The organism is Streptomyces sp. NPDC046261, assembly GCF_040646235.1.
Lineage (GTDB): Bacteria > Actinomycetota > Actinomycetes > Streptomycetales > Streptomycetaceae > Streptomyces.
The window spans coordinates 40,560-58,457 of record NZ_JBEYZU010000026.1 but is presented as its reverse complement, the minus strand read 5'-3'; the positions used below and the strand labels follow the sequence as shown (position 1 = coordinate 58,457).

Annotated in this window: 16 protein-coding genes and 1 pseudogene; 9 read left to right on the top strand and 8 right to left on the bottom strand. The window is 73.5% G+C overall.

Features of this window, described 5'->3' with window-relative positions; translation table 11 throughout:
- Window positions 1–146: 146 nt before the first annotated feature.
- From ABZ956_RS28545 to ABZ956_RS28535, 3 genes and pseudogenes are all read right to left on the bottom strand, one after another.
- Window positions 147–524 carry a PTS fructose transporter subunit IIA gene (locus tag ABZ956_RS28545; protein WP_361899718.1) on the bottom strand — a complete coding sequence of 126 codons (378 nt, stop codon included), beginning with the start codon at window positions 522–524 and terminating at the stop codon, window positions 147–149.
- A 117-nt stretch (window positions 525–641) separates the two neighbouring features.
- Window positions 642–1,256 (bottom strand): annotated as a pseudogene (gene dhaL / locus ABZ956_RS28540) (dihydroxyacetone kinase subunit DhaL); the annotation flags it as partial.
- Between the two features lie 63 nt (window positions 1,257–1,319).
- Complete coding sequence (locus ABZ956_RS28535) at window positions 1,320–2,552, bottom strand: glycoside hydrolase family 18 protein (RefSeq protein ID WP_361899685.1); 1,233 nt, start codon at window positions 2,550–2,552, stop codon at window positions 1,320–1,322.
- 323 nt (window positions 2,553–2,875) lie between these two features.
- Here ABZ956_RS28535 and ABZ956_RS28530 point away from each other — a divergent pair, with 323 nt between their 5' ends.
- Complete coding sequence (locus ABZ956_RS28530; RefSeq protein WP_361899683.1) at window positions 2,876–4,054, top strand: acyl-CoA dehydrogenase family protein; 1,179 nt, start codon at window positions 2,876–2,878, stop codon at window positions 4,052–4,054.
- Window positions 4,055–4,113: 59 nt separating this feature from the next.
- Here the strand turns inward: ABZ956_RS28530 and ABZ956_RS28525 are convergent, their stop codons facing one another.
- Complete coding sequence (locus tag ABZ956_RS28525) at window positions 4,114–4,485, bottom strand: hypothetical protein (protein ID WP_361899680.1); 372 nt, start codon at window positions 4,483–4,485, stop codon at window positions 4,114–4,116.
- Window positions 4,486–4,680: 195 nt separating this feature from the next.
- Here ABZ956_RS28525 and ABZ956_RS28520 point away from each other — a divergent pair, with 195 nt between their 5' ends.
- The 5 genes from ABZ956_RS28520 (at window position 4,681) to fxsA (ending at window position 10,431) form a co-directional block, all read left to right on the top strand.
- The gene (locus ABZ956_RS28520; RefSeq protein ID WP_361899678.1) at window positions 4,681–5,124 is read left to right on the top strand and encodes an Lrp/AsnC family transcriptional regulator; all 444 of its coding nucleotides are present in this window, start codon (window positions 4,681–4,683) and stop codon (window positions 5,122–5,124) included.
- Window positions 5,125–5,211: 87 nt separating this feature from the next.
- Complete coding sequence (locus tag ABZ956_RS28515) at window positions 5,212–6,867, top strand: amidohydrolase (protein ID WP_361899676.1); 1,656 nt, start codon at window positions 5,212–5,214, stop codon at window positions 6,865–6,867.
- Between the two features lie 559 nt (window positions 6,868–7,426).
- Entirely contained in the window at window positions 7,427–9,052 is a 1,626-nt protein-coding gene (lnt, locus tag ABZ956_RS28510) for an apolipoprotein N-acyltransferase (RefSeq protein WP_361899673.1), read from the top strand.
- A complete protein-coding gene (locus ABZ956_RS28505; protein WP_361899671.1) occupies window positions 9,049–9,813 on the top strand; it encodes a polyprenol monophosphomannose synthase in 765 nt (254 codons plus the stop codon). The genes lnt and ABZ956_RS28505 overlap by 4 nt, the downstream gene beginning before the upstream one ends.
- 54 nt (window positions 9,814–9,867) lie before the next feature.
- Complete coding sequence (gene fxsA / locus ABZ956_RS28500; protein WP_361899668.1) at window positions 9,868–10,431, top strand: FxsA family membrane protein; 564 nt, start codon at window positions 9,868–9,870, stop codon at window positions 10,429–10,431.
- Between the two features lie 101 nt (window positions 10,432–10,532).
- Here fxsA and ABZ956_RS28495 read toward each other — a convergent pair whose 3' ends face one another.
- Window positions 10,533–10,907, bottom strand: a complete 375-nt coding sequence (locus ABZ956_RS28495) for an RNA polymerase-binding protein RbpA (RefSeq protein ID WP_004948858.1) — start codon at window positions 10,905–10,907, stop codon at window positions 10,533–10,535.
- A gap of 256 nt (window positions 10,908–11,163) precedes the next feature.
- Window positions 11,164–11,901 carry a hypothetical protein gene (locus ABZ956_RS28490; RefSeq protein WP_361899665.1) on the bottom strand — a complete coding sequence of 246 codons (738 nt, stop codon included), beginning with the start codon at window positions 11,899–11,901 and terminating at the stop codon, window positions 11,164–11,166.
- A gap of 64 nt (window positions 11,902–11,965) precedes the next feature.
- On the opposite strand from ABZ956_RS28490, the gene ABZ956_RS28485 reads away from it, so the two are divergent.
- Window positions 11,966–13,471 (top strand): PLP-dependent aminotransferase family protein, encoded by a 1,506-nt coding sequence (locus ABZ956_RS28485; RefSeq protein ID WP_361899662.1) that lies wholly within the window; start codon window positions 11,966–11,968, stop codon window positions 13,469–13,471.
- Here the strand turns inward: ABZ956_RS28485 and ABZ956_RS28480 are convergent.
- Together ABZ956_RS28480 and ABZ956_RS28475 are read right to left on the bottom strand one after the other, a co-directional pair.
- The gene (locus ABZ956_RS28480; protein WP_361899659.1) at window positions 13,459–15,015 is read right to left on the bottom strand and encodes a hypothetical protein; all 1,557 of its coding nucleotides are present in this window, start codon (window positions 15,013–15,015) and stop codon (window positions 13,459–13,461) included. The genes ABZ956_RS28485 and ABZ956_RS28480 overlap by 13 nt on opposite strands.
- A 49-nt stretch (window positions 15,016–15,064) precedes the next feature.
- Entirely contained in the window at window positions 15,065–15,259 is a 195-nt protein-coding gene (locus tag ABZ956_RS28475; protein ID WP_071965316.1) for a hypothetical protein, read from the bottom strand.
- Between the two features lie 104 nt (window positions 15,260–15,363).
- Between ABZ956_RS28475 and ABZ956_RS28470 the strand changes: the two genes are divergently transcribed.
- Window positions 15,364–15,780, top strand: a complete 417-nt coding sequence (locus ABZ956_RS28470) for an ankyrin repeat domain-containing protein (protein ID WP_361899656.1) — start codon at window positions 15,364–15,366, stop codon at window positions 15,778–15,780.
- 121 nt (window positions 15,781–15,901) lie between these two features.
- Window positions 15,902–17,896 (top strand): glycoside hydrolase, encoded by a 1,995-nt coding sequence (locus ABZ956_RS28465; RefSeq protein ID WP_361899654.1) that lies wholly within the window; start codon window positions 15,902–15,904, stop codon window positions 17,894–17,896.
- Window positions 17,897–17,898 lie beyond the last annotated feature (2 nt).

The following is a 17,898-nucleotide window of genomic DNA, read 5'->3' as shown; positions in this document are numbered from 1 at the left end:
TGCCGGGGACAGGGGAGTTGGAACACGTAGACATTTCCAGACTTTCCCGCTGAATGTCCCGCGGTCGCCGTCGTGTCGGCCACATCTGTTCGGTTGTTTCCGGCCTTCAGAGTCCGTGACGCGCCGTCCGGGCCCGCTCCGCGCCGTCAGAGCTTGCGGTACGTCCGCGCGTCGTCGGTCGCCGCGAGGACGGCCGCCCGGTCGCCGCCCGCCGAAGCCGTCACCGCCGCCGCCACCGCGCCCTCCACGAAGGGCGCGTCCGCGATGCGCACGTCCTCGAACCCCTTCTCCGTCAGCAGCGCCTTGACGGTGAGGACCGCGCTGCCCATGTCGCACAGGATGACCACGCCGGCGCCCTCGTCGGCCTGACGAACCGCCCCGCGCACCAGCTCGGCGCTGGTGCCGATCGAGCCGTCGGGCAGGCCGCCCGCCGCCGCGACCGGCGCCGCGTCGCCCGTGCCGACCAGGGCCCGGGCCAGCGCCGCGGCCGAGTCGGCGACCTCCCGGCTGTGCGAGACGAGCACGACGCCGACCCGCCCGGCGGGCCGCTCCGGCCGGTGCGCCGCCTGCCGCTCCTCCGCCTCCGCCTCCGCTTCCGCCCGCGGCGCCCGGGCGCACAGCGCCGGGTCCGTGGCCTCCCACAGGGCGGTGAGCAGCAGCGCCGAGGAGGTGGCGCCCGGGTCCTGGTGGCCGATGCTGCGCTCGCCCAGATAGCTGGCGCGCCCGCGCCGCGCCCGCAGCGGGACCGTGGCCTCGGCCCCCGCGCGGGCCGCGCGGGCCGCCGCGTCGAGGGCGGCCACCACCCCGCCCTGCTCCAAGGCCCCGGCGTAGGCGTCGGCGGCCGGCTGCAGGGCGTCGACCATGGTCTTGTCGCCGGGGGCGGAGTCCCCGAGCCGCCGTACGCTCGCCACGGCCGCCGCCAGCGCCCGGCCCAGGACGGCCGGTTCGACGACGGGCTCCTCGCCCAGGATCTTGCCCATGCGGCGCAGCACGGTGCCGTACAGCGGACCGGAGGCGCCGCCGACGGTGTTGGTGAGGTGCACGCCGACGGCGGTCAGCAGCGCTCCCGGGGTGGCGGGCGGCTCGGCGGCGACCGCCTCGGCGGCGGAGGTGAAGCCGCGCTTGAGGTTGGCGCCGTGGTCGGCGTCGCCGATGGCGGCGTCGAGCTCGGTCAGGTGTGCGGCCTCGGCGACGAGGACGCGCGTCGCGCGGTCCAGGAAGCGGCGGAAGAAGTCCAGGTCGAGCGTGACGGTCATGGGCGGCGGCTCCTTGTGCTGGCTCGGGTCCGCTCAGGGTAGTTCGCCGCCCATGACCGGGGATCAGTTGATCGCCTTGATCAGCTCGCCGTTCGCGGTGTCACCGCTGAGCTCCCAGAAGAACGTGCCGCCCAGGTTCTGCCGGTTCTTGTAGGCCATCTTGCCCGCGATGGTCGACGGGGTGTCGTAACTCCACCAGTCGTTGCCGCACTTGGCGTAGGCGGTGCCGGCGACCGTGCCGGTCGCGGGGCACTTGGCCTTGAGGACCTTGTAGTCCTCGAAGCCGGCCTCGTAGGTGCCCTTCGCCGGGCCCGTGGCCGTGCCGCCGGGCGCGGACTGGGTGACGCCCGTCCAGCCGCGCCCGTAGAAGCCCAGGCCCAGCAGCAGCTTGGTGGAGGGGATGCCCAGTGAGGTGAGCTTGGTGATCGTGGCGTCGCTGTTGAAGCCGGCCTTCGGTATGCCGGTGTAGGAGGTCAGGGGGGAGTGCGGGGCGGTGGGGCCCTTGGCCTCCCAGGCGCCGAAGTAGTCGTACGTCATGGGGTTGTACCAGTCGACGTAGCGTGCCGCGCCGGCGTAGTCCACGGCGTCGATCTTTCCGCCGCTCGAGGCGTCGGCGGTGATGGCGGCCGTGACCAGGTTGCGGCTGCCGAACTTCGCCCGCAGCGCCGCCATCATGTCGCGGAAGGCGGTGCGGCCGCTGGTGTCGCAGGTCAGGCCGCAGGCGTTGGGGTACTCCCAGTCGATGTCGATGCCGTCGAAGACATCGGCCCAGCGGGGGTCCTTGACGAGGTTGTAACAGGACTCGGCGAAGGCGGCGGGGTTCTTCGCGGCCTCGCCGAAGCCGCCGGACCAGGTCCAGCCGCCGAAGGACCAGACGACCTTGAGGTTCGGGTGGAGCTTCTTGAGCTTGCGCAGCTGGTTGAAGTTGCCGCGCAGGGCGCCGTTGTCCCAGGTGTCGGCCTTGCCGTCGGCGCTGCCGGCCGCGTCGTAGGCCTTGTCGTAGTCGGCGTAGGCGTCCCCGATGGCGCACTTGCCGCCGGTGACGTTGCCGAAGGCGTAGTTGATGTGGGTGAGCTTGGCGGCCGAGCCGGACGTCTCGATGTTCTTGACGTGGTAATTGCGCTCGTAGACGCCCCAGTTGGTGAAGTAGCCGACCACCCGCTTGCCGGCGGCGGTGTCGTCGGGGGTGTCGGCGGTGGCCGGGGCCGCGGCGAGGGCGGAGGCCAGGAGCGTGGCGGCGGCCGCCGCGGAGGCGAGCAGGGCGTGGGGGCGGCGCTTTCCGTACGGTCGGGGCATGGTTCTCCTCGGTGGGTGGGGAGAGCGGTGGGGAGTGACCGGCATCCCAGGAGCGGGTGGGGACGCGTGGAACGGTGGGGAAACCGTAGAAGGACTAGACCAATGGGTCAATGGTTCGGACCAAACCTCCGCGGAGAACTGTTCAAGATCCGCGGACCCGTGACGTGAGGCCCCCGATCGGGCATACTCCAAGCGCCACAGCCGCAGGTCACCCACGGTCCGCAACCCGGCACGGGACCATCGGCTGGGCAACCACGGTGGCGCCGCCGACACCCACTGCGCGCCCGCCGCCGCAGCGCCCGACAGGGAGGAGAGCCGCCGTCATGACCGAGCACGGCCCGCAGCCGGTGGAGCGTCAGTTGCCCACCGAGGAGGCCCGCGACCTGATCTCGCTCGTCCGCGATCTGATCCGGCGGGAGATCGAGCCCCATGCGGCCGAGGAGGAGGACGCCGGGTACTTCCCGCGCCAGGTCTTCGGCCTGCTCTCCGCCTCGGGGCTGCTCGCTCTGCCCTACTCCGAGGAGTTCGGCGGCGGCGACCAGCCGTACGAGGTCTACCTCCAGGTGCTGGAGGAACTCGCCGCCGCCCGGCTCACGGTGGGCCTCGGCGTCAGCGTCCACACCCTCGCCTGCCACGCGCTCGCCGGATACGGCACCAAGGAACAGCGCCAGGAGCACCTGCCCGCCATGCTCGGCGGCGGCCTGCTGGGCGCGTACTGCCTCTCCGAGCCGTCCTCCGGCTCCGACGCCGCCTCCCTGCGCACCCGCGCCACCCGCACCGGCGACACCTGGACCCTCGAGGGCACCAAGGCGTGGACCACCCACGGCGGGGTCGCCGACTTCTACACCGTCCTGGCCCGCACGGGCGGCGAAGGGCCCCGCGGGATCACCGCGTTCCTCGTGCCCGGCGACGTCCCCGGCCTGTCGGCCGCGCCGCCCGAGCGCAAGATGGGCATGAAGGGCTCGCCCACCGCGCAACTGCACTTCGACGGCGTCGAGATCCCCGACTCCCGCCGCATCGGCGCCGAGGGCCAGGGCTTCGCCATCGCCCTGGACGCCCTCGACTCCGGCCGCCTCGGCATCGCCGCCTGCGCCGTCGGCGTCGCCCAGGCCGCGCTCGACGAGGCACTGGCCTTCGTCACCGAGCGGCGGCAGTTCGGGCGCCCGCTGTCCGACTTCCAGGGGCTGCGGTTCATGCTCGCGGACATGGCCACCCAGATCGAGGCCGGCCGCTCGCTCTACCTCGCGGCGGCCCGCCTGCGGGACGCGGGCAAGCCCTTCTCCCGCCAGGCCGCCATGGCCAAGCTCTTCTGCACCGACGCCGCGATGCGGGTGACCACCGACGCCGTCCAGCTCATGGGCGGCTACGGCTACACCGCCGACTTCCCCGCCGAGCGCTACATGCGCGAGGCGAAGGTCCTGCAGATCGTCGAGGGCACCAACCAGATCCAGCGGATGGTCATCGCCCGCCACCTCGCGGGCCCCGAGACCCACGGCGGCTAGGCGCGGCGGCCGCCGCGCCCACGCGGTCCGCCCCGGGCGGACCGCGCCTTAGGGGCGGCTCAGAGGCGGCGGCGCATCTCCGGTACGCGCAGCGGGCGCGAGCCGGGCCCGCCGATGTGCGAGAACGGCTGTGTCCGCCAGTCCAGGCTCTCGGGGAGGGTGAGCAGCATCGCCGCGTCCAGACCCTGCGCGGTCAGCGACTCGTCGGCCGCGGAGGCGTCCTCGATGCCGCGCCCCGAGCCCGGGCACACCGTGAGCCCGAAGGGGTTCCACGGCGACGGGCAGAGCGCGTGCTCCGGCAGTACGTCCTCGTCGGCGAGCAGGGCGATGGGGCGTGCGCAGTCCGGGCACGTCACCCGGAACATCTCGTAGGTCTCGAAGTCGTACGGGCTGCCGTCGCCGTCGTTCTCCAGGCGTTCCAGGCTGGGCATAGTGTTTTCCCCCTCGGATGGGCCGGCCAGGCAACCTCGGCCTCGGCCACAGCAAGCACTTCCCTCGTGGAGAGTCGGGTAATCGCCGCGTACGGGAGGACACGGGTGCATACCTGTGGCGTTTGTCACATACGCCGTGCGCCTGCGGCGCCGTCGGCTGTCCTGGACACACCAGGACGCAGTAGGTTGACCCGTGTGGAGGAGCTGGACAGAGAGATCGTGGAACTGCTCGTCAAGGACGGGCGGATGAGCTACACCGACCTGGGCAAGGCCACCGGCCTGTCCACCTCGGCGGTGCATCAGCGCGTGCGCAGGCTCGAACAGCGGGGCGTCATCCGCGGATACGCGGCGGTGGTCGACCCCGAGGCCGTCGGGCTGCCCCTGACCGCGTTCATCTCGGTCAAGCCCTTCGACCCCAGCGCCCCCGACGACATCGCCGACCGGCTCGCCGAGATCCCCGAGATCGAGGCCTGCCACAGCGTCGCCGGCGACGAGAACTACATCCTCAAGGTCCGCGTCGCCACGCCCCTGGAGCTGGAACACCTGCTGGCCCGCATCCGCTCGCTGGCCGGGGTCTCGACCCGCACCACGATCGTGCTGTCCACCCCCTACGAGGCGCGGCCGCCGCAAGTGGGCTGACGCGCGCGCCGTGCGCCGGTCCGTCCGGCGTAGGAGGACCGGAGCCCGGTTTCGGGAAGGGGCGCCGCGGGGGCCACACTGATCCCCATGAGCGAGCGCACCACCTTCCAGGACCAGCCGCACCGGACCGTTCTGCTGCGAAACGGCACCGTGCACAGCCCCGCGGACCCCTTCGCCACCGCCATGGTGGTCGAGAACGGCCACATCGCCTGGGTCGGTTCCGAAGGCGCCGCGGACTCCTTCGCCGACGGCGTCGACGAGGTCGTCAACCTCGAAGGGGCGCTCGTCACCCCCGCGTTCACGGACGCGCACGTGCACACCACCGCCACCGGCCTCGCCCTGACGGGCCTGGACCTCACCGGCGTGCGCACACTCGCCGACGCCCTGGAGCGCGTCCGCGCCTACGCCGCCGCCCGCCCCGCCGACCGGGTCCTGCTCGGGCACGGCTGGGACGCCAGCACCTGGCCCGAGCAGCGGCCCCCCTCCCGCCGGGAGCTCGACGAGGCCACCGGCGGCAGAGCGCTCTACCTCACCCGCGCCGACGTCCACTCCGCCGTCGTCACCACCGCCCTGCTCGACCTCGTGCCCCGCGCCCGGGAGATCAGCGGATACGCCGCCGACGCGCCCCTGACCGGCCCGGCCCACCACGCCGTGCGCGCCGCCGCCTACGACAGCGTCACCCCCGCGCAGCGCGCCGAGGCGCAGCGCGCCGCGCTCGCCCGCGCGGCCTCGCTCGGCATCGGCTCCCTCCACGAGTGCGCCGGGCCCGAGATCTCCAGCGCCGACGACCTGACCGCGCTGCTCGCCCTGGCCGCCCAGGAGGCCGGCCCCCGCGTGACCGGCTACTGGGCCGAGGCGATCACCTCCGTCGAGGGCGCCGCACGGGTACGGGAACTGGGCGCGATCGGCGCGGCCGGCGACCTGTTCGTGGACGGCTCGCTCGGTTCCCACACCGCGTGGCTGTGCGAGCCGTACGCCGATCTGGCCGACGGCGCCGGGCAGCGGGGCGTCTGCCACCTCGACGCCGGGGCCATCGCCGCCCATGTCATCGCCTGTACCGAGGCCGGCATCCAGGCCGGCTTCCACGCGATCGGCGACGCCGCGCTCTCGGCCGTCGTCGAGGGCGTGCGCACCGCCGCCGACAAGCTCGGCCTCGCCCGCGTCCGCGCCGCCCGGCACCGCGTCGAGCACGCCGAGATGCTCAGCCCCGAGCTGATCGCCGCCTTCGCCGAACTCGCCCTGACCGCCTCCGTCCAGCCCGCCTTCGACGCGGCCTGGGGCGGCGACGACGCCATGTACGCCCGGCGCCTGGGCCCCGAGCGGGCCCGCACCCTCAACCCGTACGCGGCCCTGCTGCGCGCCGGCGTCCCGCTCGCCCTCGGCTCCGACAGCCCGGTCACGCCGCTGGACCCGTGGGGCACCGTCCGTGCCGCCGCCTTCCACCGCACGCCCGAGCACCGCGTCTCGGTCCGGGCCGCGTTCACCGCGCACACCCGCGGCGGCTGGCGGGCCATCGGCCGGGACGACGCGGGCGTCCTGGTGCCGGGCGCGCCCGCCGACTACGCCCTGTGGCGCACCGGCGACCTCGTGGTCCAGGTCCCCGACACCCGGGTCGCCAACTGGTCCACCGACCCCCGCTCGGGCACGCCCGGCCTGCCCGAGCTCACGCCCGGGGGCCCGCTGCCGCTCTGCCTGCGGACCGTCGTGGGCGGGCACACCGTCTACGCGGGCCCGAACGAGTGACGCGTCAAGATCGGCGTACCGCCGAACGATGTGCCGTCGGCCTGTCGCCGCACACCGTCATCTGCCGTACTGACCTGCTGATTTGAAAGAGGCACGCAGGTCGCGAGGGTGTTGACACGGTGCGGGCGGCGGCCGGTAGGTTCTCCGCTGTCCACCACAGGACGTCCGACCGGTGAATCTCCACGCAGTCGTCGAGCGCCGCTGGGCCATGGGGCGGGGTGCCGAGCAGGCGCGCCGCCACTGGGAGCCAGGTCCAGCGCACGGGGGCGAGGGAAGGTTCCGCCGGGCCGGCAGGTGCGACCCGGGTGGGGCCCGGACGTTCAGTAGACAACGGCTCTCGGTCGACCCGCAGCCAGCGGATCCCAGGTCGGTACGAAGGACACCGGGCCCCCATTCCGCCCTTGCGCCCCTTTCCCCCCCTTTCCATCTCCTCGCGTGACCGCCCGGCCACCCGCCGGGCCGCGGTGCGCCCGGAGCGAGGTACGGTCAACCGATACCCCGAAAGCTCCAGGAAGGCGCGACCGTGCCCCCGGGTCCCGAGACCACCCCAGAAGCCGCAGTGAGCCCGACGGCGGCCGACAGCGCGCCCTCCCGCCCCGCGGCGCCCGCGCGTGCGGGCCGGGCCGTGCGCCTGGCCCGGCTCGCACGCCGCGAGGCGCCCCGCACCGCCGTCGCCGCCGCCGGCGGCCTCGCCCTGGCCGCGGCCTTCCCGCCGTACGGCCTGTGGCCGCTGTCGGTCGTCGCCGTGGCCGTGCTCGCCCTGCTGACCCGCGGGCGCACCGCGCGCCAGGGCGCCTGGAGCGGCTTCGCCTTCGCGCTGCCGTTCTTCTTCGTCCTGCTGCGCTGGCTGCACGTGGTCGGCTACGACGCGGTGCTGGGCCTGTCCGTCGTCGAGGCGCTGTTCGTGGCCGCGCTGGGCGCGGGGCTGGCGGTCTGCTCGCGGCTGCGCGGGTGGCCGCTGTGGGGCGCCTGCCTGTGGATCGCTCAGGAGTGGGCGCGCGACCGGGTGCCGTTCGGCGGCTTCCCCTGGGGGCGGCTCGCCTTCGCCAACACCGGCTCCCCCTTCACCCCGCTCGCCGCCCTCGGCGGTGCCCCGCTGGTGACCTTCGCGGTGGCCCTCGCCGGTTCCCTGCTGGCCTGCGCCGCTTTGGCCGCCTACCGGCTGCGCACGGGCCCGCGGAGCCCGCGGGCGGCGCTGCCGGGCGCCGGGGCCCTGGGGCTGGCCGCGGCCGTGCTCGTGGCCGGGTACGCGGTGCCGGTGCCGACCAAGGGCGACGACACGGTGGACATCGCCATCGTGCAGGGCAATGTCGAAAAGCCCGGCATGGACTTCCTGGGCCGCCCGCTGATGGTCCTCAACAACCACGTGGACGCCACGCTCGAGCTGGCCCGGGACATCCAGGCGGGCAAGAAGAAGCGGCCCGACCTGGTCATCTGGCCGGAGAACTCCTCGGACCTCGACCCGTTCCAGTACCCCGAGGCCCGCGAGCGGATCGAGGAGGCGGTACGGGCCGTCGGCGTGCCGGTCCTGGTCGGCGCCCTCATAGACCATCCGGGCAAGCCGGGCTACATCGACAACAAGGGCATCGTCTGGGACCCGAGGACCGGTCCCGGCGCCTCGTACGCCAAGCAGCACCCGGTGCCCTTCGGCGAGTACGTGCCCTTCCGGGCCCAGCTGAGCAAGGTCATCACCCGGCTCCAGCGCGTCCCCCGCGACTTCTACCCCGGCGACCGCACCGGCGTCCTCCAGGTCGGCCCGGCCCGCCTCGGTGACGTCATCTGCTTCGAGGTCGCCTACGACGAGATCGTCCGCGACACGGTCAAGGCCGGCGCCCGGGCCCTGGTCGTCCAGACCAACAACGCCACCTACGGCCGCACCGGCCAGCCCGAGCAGCAGCTGGCGATGTCCCGGCTGCGGGCCGTGGAGCACGGCCGGGCCGTGGTGACGGCCGCGACCAGTGGCATCAGCGCGGTGGTCGCCCCCGACGGCAGGGTGCTGCGGCGCAGCGAGGAGTTCACCCGCGACGTGATCACCGCGCGCATCCCGCTGCGGGACGCGACGACCGTCGCCGACCGCACCGGTGCGGCTCCCGAATGGGTGCTCGCTATGGTGGGCCTTCTGTCCTGCGCGGCCGCAGTCCTGATCGGCCGCCGGGGACGTCCTGACAAGGAGGGGCAGAAGTGAACGACGATGGTCAGCGGAGATATGGTCCGCTCGGCACGACCTTGGTGATCATCCCGACCTACAACGAGGCGGAGAACATCAAGTCCATCGTCGCCCGGGTGCGCGAGGCGGTACCGGAGGCGCACGTCCTCGTCGCCGACGACAACAGCCCCGACGGGACCGGAAAGCTCGCCGACGAGATGGCGGCCGAGGACGAGCACGTCAAGGTGTTGCACCGCAAGGGCAAGGAAGGGCTCGGCGCCGCCTACCTGGCGGGCTTCCGCTGGGGCCTGGAGCACGGCTACGGCGTGCTGGTGGAGATGGACGCCGACGGCTCCCACCAGCCCGAGGAGCTGCCCCGGCTGCTCACCGCGCTCAAGGGCGCCGACCTGGTGCTCGGCTCCCGCTGGGTGCCGGGCGGCCGGGTGGTGAACTGGCCCCGCTACCGCGAGTTCCTCTCCCGCGGCGGTTCCACCTACTCCCGTCTCATGCTCGACGTGCCGATCCGTGACGTCACCGGCGGCTACCGCGCCTTCCGGCGCGAGACGCTGGAGGGGCTGGGCATGGAGGAGGTGGCCTCGCAGGGCTACTGCTTCCAGGTCGACCTGGCCTGGCGCGCGGTCAAGGCCGGCTTCCACGTCGTGGAGGTCCCCATCACCTTCGTCGAGCGCGAGCTGGGCGACAGCAAGATGAGCCGGGACATCGTCGCCGAGGCCCTGTGGCGGGTCACCTCCTGGGGACTGGGCTCCCGGGCCTCCAAGGCGCTGGGCCGGGACCAGTAAGGTCCCCGTAAGCCCGCTCCGGCCGTTCCACCACCGTCCGGGCACACTTGAGGCATGACGTTCGGAGCGCAGCAGCAGACGTTGAACAGCCGGCCGCCCAGGCGTGGCCGCGCCCGCCGGCTCATCCCCCTCGGCGTGGCCGTGTGGGCGGTCCTGGAGATCTGGCTCCTGACCCTGGTGGCCGGCGAGGCAGGCGGCTGGACGGTCTTCGCCCTGCTGGTCGGCGGCGTGGTCGCCGGGTCCTATGTGATCAAGCGGGCGGGCCGGCGGGCCTGGCAGCGCCTGACCCAGTCGCTGCAGACGCCCGGGGCGGCCCCCGCGCCGGAGCCGGGCGGCGGCAACGCCCTGACGATGCTGGGCGGCCTGCTGCTGATGGTGCCGGGCCTGATCTCGGACGCGGCCGGGCTGCTGTGTCTCTTCCCGCCGACCCGGGCGCTGCTGCGCAGGACCCTGGGGCGCCGGCTGGAGCGCGCGGGCGCCGGCGGTCCGGGGCCGCTGGGCGAGGCGTTCCGCCAGGCGCAGGCCGGCCGGAGCGGCGGCAAGGTGGTCCAGGGCGAGGTCATCCGCGACGACGAGCCGCCCGCGCCGGGCCCGGGGGGACCGCAGCTGCCGCGGTAGCGACCGCGGGCCCGGGGCAGGCCGGGCAGGTGCGACAAAGGGCCCGGGCCACTGCGTGAGCAGTGGCCCGGGCCCTTTGACGTGCTGTCGTGCTTCCGCCGTCAGGCGGACTTACGGGTGTCCCGCGGATGCACGGCAATGTTCATGGCACCGGAGCGCAGGACCGCCAGCCTCTCGGCCAGCACCTCCTCGAGCTCCTCGCGGGTACGCCGCTCCATGAGCATGTCCCAGTGCGTACGCGCGGGCTTGCCCTTCTTCTCCTCCGGCCCATCGCCGTCCACAAGGAGTGCCACGGCGCCGCACGCCTTGCACTCCCACTCCGGCGGAATCTCCGCCTCTACCGAGAACGGCATCTCGAATCGATGGCCGTTCGGGCATGCGTACTCCACCGCCTGGCGCGGTGCCAGATCGATGCCGCGGTCGGTCTCGTAGCTGGTAACCACAAGTCGCGTGCCGCGGAGAGCTCGCTCACTCATGAATCGTGCCTCCCGGGCTTGTCGCCCACAGGACAGGTGTCGCTGTCGTCGTCATCCGGTCAACGTCCGGTCGGCGGTGAAGATTCCCCGTTGAGGGACATGCGTCGCCCGTCGTGCCGCCCCTTGTTGTACCCACCAGCGCCCGTTTTGTCACATCTGACAACAGATGTCACCCTGTGTTTCTGCTGCTTGAGCGCGCAGTAACGGTCCGTCCGGTGGGTCAGAGGCGTACACTACCGGCCCGCTTGGTTCACGCCTAAACCGGGTCCGGGCATTCGCGGACAGGCGTGGTCGGAAGCGCCACTTCCGGCACCTTCGGGCACTCCGTCGCGGCGCGCGGACGCTCCTTCTCCGGCAGGGCGAAGACCCGCAGGAAGAACTGCGCCAGCGGCCCGATGCCCACCGCGTACAGCACCGTGCCCACGCCCACCGAACCGCCCAGCGCGAACCCGGTCCCCAGCACCACGACCTCGATGCAGGTCCGCACCAGCCGCACCGAGCGCCCCGTGCGGTGGTGCAGCCCGGTCATCAGGCCGTCACGCGGCCCCGGCCCGAAGCGCGGCGAGATGTAGAGGCCGGTCGCCACCCCGCACAGCACGATCGAGAACAGCAGCAGGGGGACGCGCGCCCACAAAGAGGTGGGCGCCGGCGTCAGGCTCAGCGTCGCGTCGATCACCAAGCCGATCAGCAGCACGTTCGAGAGCGTGCCCAGCCCCGGGCGCTGCCGCAGCGGGATCCACAGCAGCAGCACCGCCGCGCCCACCACGATCGTGGCGACGCCGATCGACAGGCCCGTGTGGCGCGCGATGCCCTGATTGAGCACGTCCCACGGCGCCAGCCCGAGGCCCGCCCGCAGCTGCAGGGCGGAACTCACCCCGTACAGCACGACCCCGCCGTACAACTGGATGAGACGGCGGGTGAGACCTGACCCCCGAGACGCAGACAACGAATCCTCCCCTGGTGATGGTGCGGTGGTGCGAGTGGCCTGACGCATGACAGTCTGTGGACTGGGCCTTGCGAAGATCCATGGCCAATTCCGGGAAGGTGGACCGCAAGAAATGACTCAGTGGACCTCTTCGGTGGGGGCGCCGCAACTCGCGCGCCTCCTCGGTTCGCAGCACGAACGCGCCCAGGTGACGCCGCTCGGCGGCCGCCGCACGCCCGCCTACCGTACGCTCGCGGACGGCGTCCGGCTGCTCGTCCTGGAGGGCCGCGTCCCCGTGGCCGCCCGGCTGCCCGCCGAGCGGGAGCTGGCCGCCGCCCTCTCCGTCAGCCGCACCACCGTCGCCGCCGCCTACGAGGCGCTGCGCGGCGAGGGCTTCCTGGAGTCCCGCCGCGGCGCCGGCAGCTGGACCGCCATGCCCGCCGGCAGCCCGCTGCCCACCCGCGCCCTCGACCCGCTGCCCCCGGAGGCCGCCGGCTCGGTCATCGACCTCGGCTGCGCCGCCCTGACGGCCCCCGAGCCCTGGCTGACCCGCGCCTTCCAGGGGGCCCTGGAGGAGCTGCCGCCCTACGCCCACACCCACGGCGACTACCCGGCCGGCCTGCCCGCCCTGCGCGAGGCCCTCGCCGACCGCTACACCGCCCGCGGCATCCCCACCATGCCCGAACAGATCATGGTCACCACCGGCGCCATGGGCGCCGTGGCCGCCATCTGCCGCCTCATGGCCGGGCGCGGCGAGCGCGTCGCCGTCGAGTCGCCCTCCTACGCCAACGTCCTGCAGCTCATGCGCGAGGCCGGCGCCCGGCTCGTGCCCGTCGCGATGGCCGACCGGCTCGCCGGCTGGGACCTGCCCGCCTGGCGCCAGGTGCTGCGCGACGCCGCACCCCGCATGGCCTACGTCATCGCCGACTTCCACAACCCCACCGGCGCCCTCGCCCCCGAGGAGCAGCGCCGGGAGCTGGTGGAGGCCGCGCGGGCGGCCGGCACCCTGCTGGTCGCCGACGAGACCATGTCCGAGCTCGTGCTGGAGGACGGTCTCGAACTGCCCCGCCCCGTCTGCGCCTTCGACCCCGCCGGCAACGCCGTCATCACGGTCGGCTCGGCCAGCAAGTCCTTCTGGGCCGGGCTGCGCATCGGCTGGGTGCGCGCCGCCCCCGACGTCATCCGCAACCTCGTCGCCGCCCGCGCCTACGCCGATCTCGGCACCCCCGTGGTCGACCAGCTCGCCGTCTCCTGGCTGCTGAACACCGGAGGCTGGGACTCCGCCCTGGCCATACGGCGCTCCCAGACGCGCGAGAACCGCGACGCCGTCGTCGCCGCGCTCCGCCGTCACGTGCCCGACTGGGAGTTCACCGTCCCCCGCGGCGGCCTCACCCTGTGGGCGCGCACCGGCGGGCTGTCCGGCTCGCGGATCGCCGAGGCGGGGGAGCGGCTGGGGGTGCGGGTGCCCTCCGGCCCGCGCTTCGGCGTCGACGGCGCCTTCGAGGGCTACGTACGGCTGCCCTTCACCGTCGGTGAGCCGGTCGCGGAGGAGGCGGCGACGCGGCTGGCCGAGGCCGCCCGCCTGGTGGCCAGCGGCGCCACCGCCGCCGTGGAGATGCCGCGTACCTACGTGGCCTGAACCGGCAGCACCTCCTCGCCGGCCACCCCGCCCACCACCGGAAGGACCCGCTCCGGCAGCAGGTCCAGCACCGCCCGGCGCTGTGCCTCGCAGGTGTCCGGGTCGTACGGGTCCGGGGTGGCCGGCACCTGCAGCCGCAGCACCGGACCCACGCCCAGCCGCGCGTACCCCCGGCCGGGCGGTACGTCCTCGGCCGGCGTGGTGTGCGGGGGGACGCCGAGCGCGGCCGACACGTCCGAGGGGCCGACCGCGCCCAGCACCACCCGGGCGGCCGTCCGCGCGAGCAGCTGCCCGCCGAGCAGCCCGGCGCCGTCGAGCTGCTCGCCCGCCACCACGGTCACATTGGCCGTGTGCCCGTGCAGCAGCGCCGTCTCCAGCAGCGCCTGCGGGTCGGGCCGGCCCTGCTCGGCCGCGAGCCGGCTCAGCGCGACGGGCCGGTCCACGACGATCCACAGCGGGCGGCGCACGTCGTCGGGCGCCGCCCGCCCCAGCCGCCGGGCCTCGCGCGCGGCGGCCAGCCGCCGCTCCGTCTCGTACGAGGCCCACTCCAGGGCGGTCAGGACGCCGCAGGGCGTCGACTCCACGGCCAGCACGCCCTCCCGGCCCGCCAGGAAGGCGTACTCCCCGGTGCCGCCGCCGTCCACGACCAGGACGTCGCCGTGGTGCAGGGCCTGCACCGTGACCGAGCGCAGCAGGGTCGTGGTGCCGCTGCCCGGCCGGCCGAGGACGAGCAGATGCGGCTCGGTGGAGCGCCGGCCCGTGCGCCAGACGACGGGCGGCGCGTCGCGGGTGCCGCTGCCGTCGGTCACCGGCAGCGTCCGCTGCACGGCGGAGGGATCGGTGAAGCCCAGGACCGTCTCGCCGGGGGCGGTCACGAAGCGCTGCGCGGCGATGTCGGTGGGCAGCGGGGGCAGCGCGCTCAGGTACAGCCGGTTGGTGGCCTCGTCCCAGTCGAACCGGTACTCCCGGCCCCGGCCGGCCTTCAGGTACAGCAACTGCTCGATCCTGGCCCGGGCGTCCGGCTCGCCGTCGGTGAAGTAGCCCGGATAGCGCAGGTGCAGGGTGGCCAGCCGGCCGTGCTCGTCGAAGGTGTGGTCCACCAGCGCCTCTTGCCAGTCGCCGCCGTGCTCGTAGAGCGGCGCGGGGTCCTGCGGGTCGCCGAAGTACGGCACCAGCGCCTCGTAGACCGCCCGCAGCCGCGCCTCCTCCGCCTCGCCCGCTTCGGCCTCCTCCGGTGCCCGCTCGCGCCCCGCCCAGGCGCCCGCCGCCATCAGGGCCGCCGTGGCGAGGGTGGGCCCGTACGGGATCAGGGCCACGATGACCGTGCACGAGGCCAGCAGGAGCAGCATGGGACCGCGCCGGTCGCCGGGCATCCGCCGCCATCTGTGCCACGCCCCCGCCGCCAGGGCACGCAGCCCGCGCGCCACGACCAGCAGCGGATGGAGCATGTCCCGGGTGTTGTCGACGACGCTGTGCGCGAGCTCCCGGCCCTGGGAGAGCGAGGTGCGGCCGGTCAGGGTGCGGGGGAGCGAGCGCCGGCCCATGGGGGCCTCCCTGGTGTCGGATGCGGTGGGTTCAGCGGTCTCCGGCGGGCTAGAACTTGATGCCCCCCAGCAGGCTGGCAAGGCTGGCGCCGCCCGCCTTGATGCTGGGGGCGATGCCCGTTCCCGCCAGGTAGAAGCCGAACAGGGCGCACACGAGCCCGTGCGAGGCCTTCAGGTTGTCCTTACGGAAGAACAGAAAGACGACGACACCGAGGAGCACGACGCCCGAGATGGAGAGGATCATGGGAATCTCCTGGAACTGGGGGGCGGTCACCATGAGCCCCTCCAGCTTCACAGAAAGTACTTTTCCGGCAACTGGGGATACCCCCGTACGGAGGATGGCAGACCATGACCGGACCGACGCCCGAGTTCGAAGAACCCGCTCACGACCCCGAGCTGCTCCAGCTCGCGGCCAAGGTCTTCGACCTGGCGCGACACGGCGACACCGATACCCTCGCCGCCTATGTGGACGCAGGAGTTCCGGTGAACCTCACCAACGACCGGGGCGACTCCCTCGTCATGCTGGCCGCCTACCACGGCCACGCGGCGACCGTCACCTCCCTGCTGGAGCGCGGCGCCGACCCGAACCGGCCCAACGACCGGGGCCAGACCCCGCTGGCGGGCGCCGTCTTCAAGGGCGAGAAGGAGGTCGTGCGCATCCTCGTCGCCCATGACGCCGACCCGAACGCCGGAGTGCCCTCCGCGATCGACACCGCGGCCATGTTCGCCCGCCAGGACCTGCTCGACATCCTCCAGGGCCGCTGAGGACGGACCGGCCGGGGGTGCTGACCTCCCGCAGTGACGTTCCCTCAGCGCCCCTGGCCCCTGGCCGGATTCCGCCGCTTCTCCTTAGAACTCTCTTACTGCGGACCGCTATCAACTCCTCATGCACTTCAACAACCCCAGCCGCACCGCCCGTGCCGCCGCCGTGGCGCTCGCGGTGACCATCCCGTGCGTCACCCTCGCCACGCCCGTCGACGCCGCCGAGCGGCGGCCGGCCCGGAGCGTGAGCGTGCACGACCGGCTCGTCGACATCCCGCTCAAGGGCGGCACCGCCACCGTCGACACCGCCACCCTCGCCGTCAGCGCCCGCACGGCCCGGGGCACCGTCGAGCTCTCCGCCCCCGCCACCGGCGCCCTGGGCACCCCCTCCGCCGTCACCCCCACCGCGGACGGCGCCCGCTGGACGTACGGCGACACCGGCCTGACCGTCACCGCCCGTGCCGAGCGGGGCCGCCTCCTGGTCTCCGTACGCTCCACCGGCACCGCCGACCGCACCCTGAAGTGGCCCGTCACCGGTACCGGCTCCACCGCCACCGCCCTCCAGCTGCCGCGCGGCGAAGGACTGTCCCTACCGGTGGCCGACCCCTTCTGGAACGGGCCCGAAGCCGGGCTCGCCGGCAGCGCCATCGCCATGGACTCCCAGCTGACCCTGCCGCTGTGGGGCTACACCGCCGGCGGCACCGGCGTCAGCTACCTCGTCCCCACCGACATCGGCACCACCCTCAAGGTCACCTCCGAACAGGGCCGGCTGCGCACCACCGCCGTGCACGCCTTCTCCCGCGCCGAGGACACCACCGAGTACACCGTCGCGCTCTCCCTCACCGACGGCTCCCCGGTCGCCCCCGCCCTCGACTACCGCGCCTGGCTGAAGGAACACGGACAGCTCGGCAGCCTCCGGCGCAAGATGGCGGCCGTCCCCGCCGATAAGAAACTGCTCGGCGCCTTCCACGCCTACCTGTGGGGCGGCGCCCGCACGGCCGAGGGCGTACGGAAGCTGCGCGCGCTCGGCGTGGACCGCATGTGGCTCGGCTACGACGCCGACGACCACCCCATGGACGCCGCCGCGGTCGACGCCGCCAAGAAGGCCGGCTACCTCGTCGGCCCGTACGACTCCTTCGCCAACGGCCAGGACCCCAAGTCCTCCGACGCCCCCACCTCCACCTGGCCGGACGACATCTACCCCGGCTTCTGCGTCCGCAGGGCCGACAAGTCGCCGGAGCCCGGCTTCCACGACCGCGGCTGCTACATGAGCTCGCAGGCATTCGAGAAGGCCGAGCCCACCCGCCACTACCTCGCCGACCGCACCCGGAAGATGACCGCCAACGGCGCCGACAGCTACTTCCTCGACGTCGACGCCGCCGGCGAACTCTTCCGCGACCACAGCGACGCCCACCCCATGACCAAGGCCCAGGACCGCGCCAACCGCCTCGCCCGCATGAAGCGCATCACCGACGGCGACAGGCTCGCCCTCGGCTCCGAGTCCGCCGGCGCCTGGGCCAACGAGGTCCTCTCCTACAACCACGGCTCCGGCACCCCCGTGCACGACGGCCTGTGGGGCGCCCAGTGGGACAAGAAGACCTGGGGCGGCTACACCCCCGCCAAGGCCCCCGACATCTTCTTCAAGCCCGCCGAACTGCCGGCGAACGTGGCCAAGGCCATGTACGACCCCACCTACCGCGTCCCGCTGTACGAGACGGCCCTGCACGACTCCCTCGTCAACGTCGAACGCTGGGAGCTGGCGTACGACAAGCTGCCGCGGCACAAGACGGACCGGGCGCTGCTGGCGATGCTCTACAACACGCCGCTCAACTTCGTCATCAGCGGCGACTCGCTCGAGAAGCAGGGCCCCGAACTGGCGGCACTGCAGAAGTACTTCGCGCCGCTGCACCAGGCGGCGGGCACGGAGGCGATGACCGGCTTCCGCACTCTGACGGGCGACCGCACGGTCCAGCGCACCGTCTTCGGCGACGGCAAGCTGACGGTGACGGCGAACTTCGGCACCACGGCCCACGAGGGCCTGCCGGGCGGTTGCGTCGACGCGAAGCTGAAGGGCGAGAAGGACGCGCGACGTCTGTGCCCGGCGGACGTCAACCGGTAGGC

What these genes read in the sequence shown, in the direction of transcription:
- ABZ956_RS28535 (WP_361899685.1), bottom strand. Translation starts at nt 2,552, where the DNA reads ATGCCCCGACCGTACGGAAAGCGCCGCCCCCACGCCCTGCTCGCCTCC.
- ABZ956_RS28530 (WP_361899683.1), top strand. Translation starts at nt 2,876, where the DNA reads ATGACCGAGCACGGCCCGCAGCCGGTGGAGCGTCAGTTGCCCACCGAG.
- ABZ956_RS28525 (WP_361899680.1), bottom strand. Translation starts at nt 4,485, where the DNA reads ATGCCCAGCCTGGAACGCCTGGAGAACGACGGCGACGGCAGCCCGTAC.
- ABZ956_RS28515 (WP_361899676.1), top strand. Translation starts at nt 5,212, where the DNA reads ATGAGCGAGCGCACCACCTTCCAGGACCAGCCGCACCGGACCGTTCTG.
- fxsA (WP_361899668.1), top strand. Translation starts at nt 9,868, where the DNA reads ATGACGTTCGGAGCGCAGCAGCAGACGTTGAACAGCCGGCCGCCCAGG.
- ABZ956_RS28495 (WP_004948858.1), bottom strand. Translation starts at nt 10,907, where the DNA reads ATGAGTGAGCGAGCTCTCCGCGGCACGCGACTTGTGGTTACCAGCTAC.
- ABZ956_RS28490 (WP_361899665.1), bottom strand. Translation starts at nt 11,901, where the DNA reads ATGCGTCAGGCCACTCGCACCACCGCACCATCACCAGGGGAGGATTCG.
- ABZ956_RS28485 (WP_361899662.1), top strand. Translation starts at nt 11,966, where the DNA reads ATGACTCAGTGGACCTCTTCGGTGGGGGCGCCGCAACTCGCGCGCCTC.
- ABZ956_RS28480 (WP_361899659.1), bottom strand. Translation starts at nt 15,015, where the DNA reads ATGGGCCGGCGCTCGCTCCCCCGCACCCTGACCGGCCGCACCTCGCTC.
- ABZ956_RS28475 (WP_071965316.1), bottom strand. Translation starts at nt 15,259, where the DNA reads ATGATCCTCTCCATCTCGGGCGTCGTGCTCCTCGGTGTCGTCGTCTTT.
- ABZ956_RS28470 (WP_361899656.1), top strand. Translation starts at nt 15,364, where the DNA reads ATGACCGGACCGACGCCCGAGTTCGAAGAACCCGCTCACGACCCCGAG.
- ABZ956_RS28465 (WP_361899654.1), top strand. Translation starts at nt 15,902, where the DNA reads ATGCACTTCAACAACCCCAGCCGCACCGCCCGTGCCGCCGCCGTGGCG.